At 53.6% G+C, this 6,777-nt stretch carries 7 protein-coding genes; 4 read left to right on the top strand and 3 right to left on the bottom strand.

Going from position 1 to position 6,777, the window contains the following annotated elements; all coding sequences use genetic code 11:
- On the top strand, positions 1 to 936 hold a 936-nt coding region (locus V6D20_22970; GenBank protein ID HEY9818643.1), incomplete at its 5' end, for an ABC transporter permease.
- Between the two features lie 2 nt (positions 937 to 938).
- On the opposite strand, the gene V6D20_22965 is transcribed toward V6D20_22970, so the two are convergent.
- Positions 939 to 2,321 carry a D-alanyl-D-alanine carboxypeptidase gene (locus V6D20_22965; GenBank protein HEY9818642.1) on the bottom strand — a complete coding sequence of 461 codons (1,383 nt, stop codon included), beginning with the start codon at positions 2,319 to 2,321 and terminating at the stop codon, positions 939 to 941.
- 116 nt (positions 2,322 to 2,437) lie between these two features.
- Between V6D20_22965 and V6D20_22960 the strand changes: the two genes are divergently transcribed.
- The gene (locus tag V6D20_22960; GenBank protein ID HEY9818641.1) at positions 2,438 to 3,100 is read left to right on the top strand and encodes a cofactor assembly of complex C subunit B; all 663 of its coding nucleotides are present in this window, start codon (positions 2,438 to 2,440) and stop codon (positions 3,098 to 3,100) included.
- Between the two features lie 170 nt (positions 3,101 to 3,270).
- Here the strand turns inward: V6D20_22960 and V6D20_22955 are convergent, their stop codons facing one another.
- A complete protein-coding gene (locus V6D20_22955) occupies positions 3,271 to 3,630 on the bottom strand; it encodes a hypothetical protein (protein ID HEY9818640.1) in 360 nt (119 codons plus the stop codon).
- Between the two features lie 201 nt (positions 3,631 to 3,831).
- Positions 3,832 to 5,115 carry a hypothetical protein gene (locus V6D20_22950; GenBank protein HEY9818639.1) on the bottom strand — a complete coding sequence of 428 codons (1,284 nt, stop codon included), beginning with the start codon at positions 5,113 to 5,115 and terminating at the stop codon, positions 3,832 to 3,834.
- A gap of 462 nt (positions 5,116 to 5,577) precedes the next feature.
- Between V6D20_22950 and V6D20_22945 the strand changes: the two genes are divergently transcribed.
- A complete protein-coding gene (locus V6D20_22945; GenBank protein HEY9818638.1) occupies positions 5,578 to 6,171 on the top strand; it encodes an ACP phosphodiesterase in 594 nt (197 codons plus the stop codon).
- Positions 6,172 to 6,387: 216 nt separating this feature from the next.
- Positions 6,388 to 6,777 (top strand): hypothetical protein (locus V6D20_22940; GenBank protein HEY9818637.1); only part of this gene is annotated, 390 nt, incomplete at its 3' end.

Here is a 6,777-nt window from a genome sequence, read left to right as displayed (position 1 = left end):
ACCACCCAAGGGCCCGTAAGCCTAGAAACCGGCAAACGGGAACTGATTGCCGACGATAGTCAACCATCACCGATCCGCCTGTTTGTACGCGGTGATGCCTATCAATTTTTAAGAGTCACCTTGCCCCTGCCGGTCAATCTAGGTTCTGGGGGCGATCGCATCTTTGAAGAAGTAACCGTGTTTCCCGGCATTTCGGGCGATCGCCATCTCTTTGGCACCGTGGGTGAAGGACGGCTGAATCTACTGGGCACCGATGAACAAGCTCGGGATCAATTGAGTCGGCTCATCCACGGCGGCCGCATTAGCCTCAGTATTGGCCTGATTGGTATTGCCATTTCCTTCCCGCTGGGGATGTTAGTCGGCGGCATTTCCGGCTACTTTGGCGGCATGGTCGATGCGACCCTCATGCGTCTAGTGGAAGTGTTGATGACCATTCCCACCATTTACCTGTTGGTAGCTCTGGCGGCGGTGCTGCCGGTGGGGCTCAGCAGTTCCCAGCGCTTCATGCTGATTATTTTGATTACCTCCTTCGTCAGTTGGTCAGGTCTGGCGCGGGTGATCCGTGGGCAGGTGTTGTCCATTAAGGAACGAGACTTTGTGCAGGCGGCCAAGGCGATGGGAGCCAAGCCGCTGTATATCATCGTCCGCCATGTCTTGCCCCAGACCGCAACCTACGTGATCATCGCCGCTACGCTTTCCATTCCCAGCTTCATCATTGCCGAGGCGGTGCTTAGCCTCATTGGTCTCGGTATTCAACAGCCCGATCCTTCCTGGGGCAATATGCTCTCCCTAGCCACCAATGCATCGGTGCTGGTGCTGCAGCCGTGGCTGGTGTGGTCACCTGCGGTGTTAATTGTCCTGACAGTCCTGTCGTTCAACCTCCTGGGCGACGGCCTGCGGGATGCTCTCGATCCTCGCAGCCTGCAGCGCCGCTAAGGTTAGAACTCTAGGGTGTTGCTATCCGCCGTCTGAGCTGTTTCCGTCAGCCGCTTTGTTCGTTCTGGGGCTCCCAGTAAGTCCTCAGGGTTTTCCGTATTGTCGGGGCGTAGCTCACGGGGGGCGATCGCCACTGGATCCCACTCTGCCAACACTTGCTGCAGCAACACATCCTGCTGCTGGCGAAAGCTATCGAGATCCCAGCCGCGATTAATCAAGGCAAACCACACCACGCCACGCTGGGTGGGAAAGGCTCCCGCCAATGCGCTCACTTGGTTGAGGGTACCCGTTTTCACGGCGGCCAGGGTGGGAAGATCGCGGGAGAGCAGGGTGCCTTCATCCCGACCAGCCACGGGAAAGAGATCAGAGACCGTCAGTTGAGTCTCCTGCATATCCCGCTGAATAGCGATTAGCATGGCCACCGACGCCCTTGGCGAGACCCGATTTTCTTCCCCTAGCCCCGATCCATTGATCAGCTGAATTTCTTCCCCCGGCACGCCCGCGATCGCTGCCGCCCGTTCCGCCACCACATCTGCACCGCCCAACGCCTCCGCCATCACCTCCGACATGGTGTTGTTGCTGTAGATGTTCATAGCCTTGAGGATTTGCGACAGGGGCAGAGAGTCGCGCTGCAAAATCGGTACGGCCCGCGTGGGCATCTGCCAGGCCGCTGTCACCGAGCCAGCGATCGCCACCGTGGGTTTGGGCGTATCCTCAGGTAAACGCGCATATTGATCCGCCACCTCGCCATCCCAGTCCTGAGAGTTCAAGGCCTGCACAAAAAGCTCCCCTGCCACCAAAGGATCCGTTTCGTAGTTCATGACAAAATTGCCCACCACCACCAAATCCCCGGCCACCTGGGTGATGCCTGCTTGATTCAGGGCATTACCCAAAACGATCGCCTCCTCCCACACGAAAAAGGGATCGCCGTCCCCCTGGATGATCAAATTGCCTTGGAGAACACCATTTTCAACCGGCCCCGTAGTAGCCAGAACCGTGGCAAATCTATGGTCTGGTCCCCATTCATCCAAAGCCACGAGAGTCGTGGCAATTTTGGTCAGAGACGCAGCGGATAGGGGGGTTGTCCCTTCATGATCCAGCACCACATCATTCCCCACCTGCAGCCAGATGCCCTGCTCTTGCCTGGCAAAGCCTAAATCATCAATGGCTGCCAGATAGCGTTGAGCAATCGCATCGGTTTCGGGCGTTGGACTCAGAACAATAGGCTTAAAAGGTTGAATCCAGGTCATCTCCTCAATCCAACTGGATAGGTTTGAGGGGCGCAGGACTTGAACATCTCCCCCTCCCATCCAAGCGAACAAAAAACCGACTAAAGCCAATTGGGCGTGGTGCATAATCCGCGTGTCATCAATGCGATAGAGCAAGAGTGGGAAAGCTGGTTAGCCTGCCACTTCGATTATGATGGTAGGGGACTTGTCGTGGGAATGGGCGGTGAAACCGTCACCCTACCCAAAGGTTTCCACCTCATTCTTCAATTATTATGACGAAGCCGGATCAAACCTTAGTATTGCGTCGTCTACCCATTTGGGTCGGCGGCTTGGCTGGCACGCTGCTGATGGTGAATCGCTTAGTCACTCCGGTGTTAACAGAATCTCAGGCCAGGGCAGATGTGCTGGGCGTGATTGCCTGCGCGGTGTTGATCTTAACCGGTCTCCTGTGGCAACGTGTGCAGCCGCGATCGCCCGATGCGGTCGAGCTGGTGGGAGAGGAAGGATTTGAGCTGGATCCCACACTGCCAGACGACATTAAAACCGAGCTAGCCTGGGCATCCCATCTGCTGCTCACCAACACCGTGACGCGATCGCTGGTGGTTTACTACGACGGCCACACGATCCTGCGACGGGGTATTTTGGGAACGGTTCCCCAGGTAACGCCGGGAACCATTGTGCAGCGGGTGCTGACCACTCAGAAGCCAGTGTATTTGGTGAAGCTGGATCTTTACCCTGGACGCATTGAATTCAACTACTTGCCTGACAATACCCAAGGGGTGATCTGCCAACCCCTAGGCGATCGCGGTGTGATCATCCTCGGAGCCAATGTTCCCCGTAGCTACACCGCCCAGGATGAAGCTTGGGTCGCGGGTTTGGCCGACAAACTTGCCCTAACGCTACAAGACAGGATCGGTTGTGGTCAACAGGGATAAGTGGAAGAACCTAACGATTGGCGAGCATGGAGCAACGTCAAAAGGCTCAAATCCTGATGAGACGAGGGTTGAGTAACGTCGAAACCCGGCAACGTAGCTTCACTGAGACGAGGGTTGAGCGGAGTCGAAACCCACCCCCTTAGACCTCACCAACGCCAGCTTCGACCAGCTCACTCCGTTAACGAGTAATCATCGACTTGAATATCCAACGAAGGAGCATTGCTGTCCGCTGAGCCAATGTGGATGCGGGCCGTGTTGCCAAAGCGGGCTAGATAGCGGGCCAGGGACGGCAAGTAGTTCAACACCCTGTTATGGGTAGCGGGGTTGGGACAGTGGATGACGAGGGTCAACGCATCGACGGTGGTGGTGATTTGCCACTGGCAGCTTAACAGCAAGGCCTGCATCACCCCATCACAGGATTCATAGAAATAGCGAGACACGGACTGACGTAGTTGCCGATGTAAGAGTTGGTCTAGAGATGAAGGATCCTGAGGCGAGGAGTCATCGGGATGCAGGAGGGGGGGGGTCATAGCAAAAAACTCCGTAACGTTTGCATTGAGCGCGATCGCGTCAGAAAAGCTAAGGGACGGTCTAGCTCAAAGAGATATCGTATGGGTCTGCCGTAGGGCAAGGGCCGATCAATACCCCTTTAACATCCTGACAAGGGATTCATGATTCAGACGTAACCTGCAACAAAACGATAGCGGTCTTTTCCATCCAAATCCGCCGCATCAGGAACAAATCACCGCTTCTTGGGCGATCAAGGTATCGGCTGATGCTAGGTTCAGGGTACGGGCCGCACCAACGGCAAGCTGTCCCAGCAGCACTTGGGCTTCTTGAGATCGGTGTGGAGCTGCCAAAACGGGATAACCGCTATCAATCAAACGCTGGGTGATTAACTGGGTGAGGCGCGGATAATGCACCATCGATCCCACCAGAGCAATATGGGTCAGCCCTTGCCCTTGGGCTAACTCCATCGCCAAGTCTGCGATCGCATGTCCTAGACCCACCTGAAATCGGGCTGCCATCAACCCCATAGATTCCCCTTGGCTTAGATCTTCCAGCAAAGCGTGCCACATGGAACGGGGATCTAGGTAGGGCAGGCGCTGCCCTGTGCGCAGACGCATCTTATCCACCGAGAAAGGATAGGGCGATCGCTCTGCACCGATCCAGTCTTCAGGTTGAATACATTGCTCTAGAGCGTCGCCCCCCTGACCGCCATAGTCTGCCGCTTCACGATGTAGATCGATGGCCGCCGCCACGGCATCAAACCAGCGACTCACAGAGGAGGTTTTCGGCGCTTGGGCTCCAGTAATCATCAATTGGTTCAGCAAGATCCGCGGCTGAGCATGGAGAAACTGAATCAGCTCAAGCTGACCATAAACAGCGTTGACATCATCCCAGTCAAATGCAGAAATGAGGTGGGCGTAGGTATTCCGCCAAGGCTCGGCGATCGCCCGCTCATTCCCCAGCAGCGGAACCGGCTTCAGCGTAGCCAGCCGCTGCACCTGATGGTAGTCTACCCGGAAAAATTCGCCGCCCCACACCATGCCATCTTCCCCGTAGGCCGGTTCATCGAAGGCCAGCCCTAATACGGGGCCTGCTTCTAACGGCCAGTGGTGCTCGACCAAGCAAGCCGCTATCTGGGCATGGTGAGACTGTACCGGATAAATTTGCACCGGATGGGTAACCACGGAGGAATGAGCATATTGGGGCATCGTTCCGTGGGGATTCAGTTCTGTAGCGATCGCCTGGGGATAGGCCTGTCCCCGCCGAGACCTAGAACTCAGGGGCTGGGATGCCAACCAGTGATGGGGCATCGGTAGCGCCAAGGCTCGACCTCGCCGCAGCAAGCCTACCCGCGAAGGGCGATCGCTACCTAGAGCGGCAACCGTCGGCGATCGCTCAAAACCTGGGGGAAGAACAACGCCATCGGCCGGGAGTAGCGCTCTACCCCTCAGGGAATGACGTTCCAACCGAGCTAACGGGGCCATGTTGATGTCAATGTATTGCATACGCTGATCCTGCGCGGTTGCCGAACAAATCGTTCTCTTTGTTTCCAGAGTCAGCTCCAGCATGAACCTGTACTACATGGAGAGGAGATCACGTGGTAGACAAGCGATCGCCATCCTGGAAGCTGGTTGACTGACAAAAGCTGATAACCCTTTCTCCAAGGGAAGCTGAACTACCCTTCCGGTTTCCTTCCCTAACAGCGAAGGTGAGGGCTTTCGGACATCTGGCTCACAGATTTTGTCAGTCAATCATCTTAGAAACCTTTGGATTAGAGTTTCCTAGCTTCGATTTTAGCGAAACGCCTAGAACTGCACTGGCCATTTGTTAGGTGTTCAGCAGAACCGCATGTGCCCTTATGCAAACACCTAGTAACCCATGTCTGGATTTTAGAAGAGCTGGCCAAGAAATAGTGTGGCCTAGCTCACCTTGAGGCTATGATTTGCTGCAAAGGCTACCCTAGAAGCATGAACCACCTAGCCCACTTGCGACTAGCCCACCCTTCCGATGATGCGCGCCTGGGCAACCTCCTCGGTGATTTTGTTAAAGGCTGCCTTGCCAACCACAGCGATCGCTATAGCCCTGTCATCCTCCAAGGCATTCAAACCCATCGGGATATTGACCAATTCACCGATCGCCATCCCGTCCACTGCCGCAGCCGTCAGCGCCTGCAGCCACCTTACCGTCGGCTAGCCGGCATCATTATTGATATCAGTTACGATCATTTTCTAGCGCGCAACTGGCATCAGTTCTATACCAACAGCCTCGATCAATTTATTGACGATATCTATCAACTCCTATGGCGCGATCGCGATCGCCTCCCGGAATCGCTGCAGCGGGCATTGCCGACGATGATTCAGCAAAACTGGCTGGGCGACTGCCGCACTATGGCTGGGGTCGATCGTACCTTTGCACGCGTAGCCCGACGATTTAAGCGTCCAACCTGTTTGGCAACTGCAGGGCAGGAGATGATGCAGCATTATGATGATTTAGAACAGGATTTTCTAGACTTTTTCCCAAGGTTGATGCACTACGCGAAGGAACTGCAGCAGGATAGGTGATCATAAAGATTTTCTGAAGTTATTTGTATAGCACTCTGAAATATATGCCATATTGTGACTGTGGTTTCAATAATAGACCTGACTAAGGTTTGATCAAGAATTTAGTTGTCATGACACCGCTTTTTAAGCTTTCGATGAAATCCCCACAAATAAATCGGCATTCGCCATGAAACTTGTAAAATATCAATAACCTAATTTACAGGAAATATTAAAGAGATGGTTCTTGCAGACAAAAACTATAAAGCTGCAACATCAACCTATGAATTTCTTTCTCAATTCGAAGAGCAAGAGAATTTAAAAAACTCGATTGAAGCGGGCTTATATCTAATTTTTGCACTCTCTCAAAGCTACCCGATTGAAAGAGTAGCTGATTTTCTTAATGGCTCAAATTTCAGCATAATGGAAGCCTATCACGAGCTTAAGTCATCATATCAAATAACTAAATTTGGATTCTTCAAACAAGGTTTGACGTCTTTAAGATCGGGTTTAGAATTAGGATTCCTATCGACATACTGGTCTATAATTGGCACAAATGACAAAATCTTCAAAGACTGGCTTTGGGCCGAAGAAAAGACTCCATTTACCGAAAAAGTTTTTAAAACTTTG

The organism is Candidatus Obscuribacterales bacterium (assembly GCA_036703605.1).
GTDB lineage: Bacteria > Cyanobacteriota > Cyanobacteriia > RECH01 > RECH01 > RECH01.
The sequence above is the reverse complement of the archived record's forward strand: the minus strand, read 5'-3'. Positions and strand labels throughout refer to the sequence as shown.

Coding starts and splice junctions, on each gene's coding strand:
- V6D20_22960 (HEY9818641.1), top strand. CDS start 2,438: ATGACGAAGCCGGATCAAACCTTAGTATTGCGTCGTCTACCCATTTGG.
- V6D20_22955 (HEY9818640.1), bottom strand. CDS start 3,630: ATGACCCCCCCCCTCCTGCATCCCGATGACTCCTCGCCTCAGGATCCT.
- V6D20_22950 (HEY9818639.1), bottom strand. CDS start 5,115: ATGCAATACATTGACATCAACATGGCCCCGTTAGCTCGGTTGGAACGT.
- V6D20_22945 (HEY9818638.1), top strand. CDS start 5,578: ATGAACCACCTAGCCCACTTGCGACTAGCCCACCCTTCCGATGATGCG.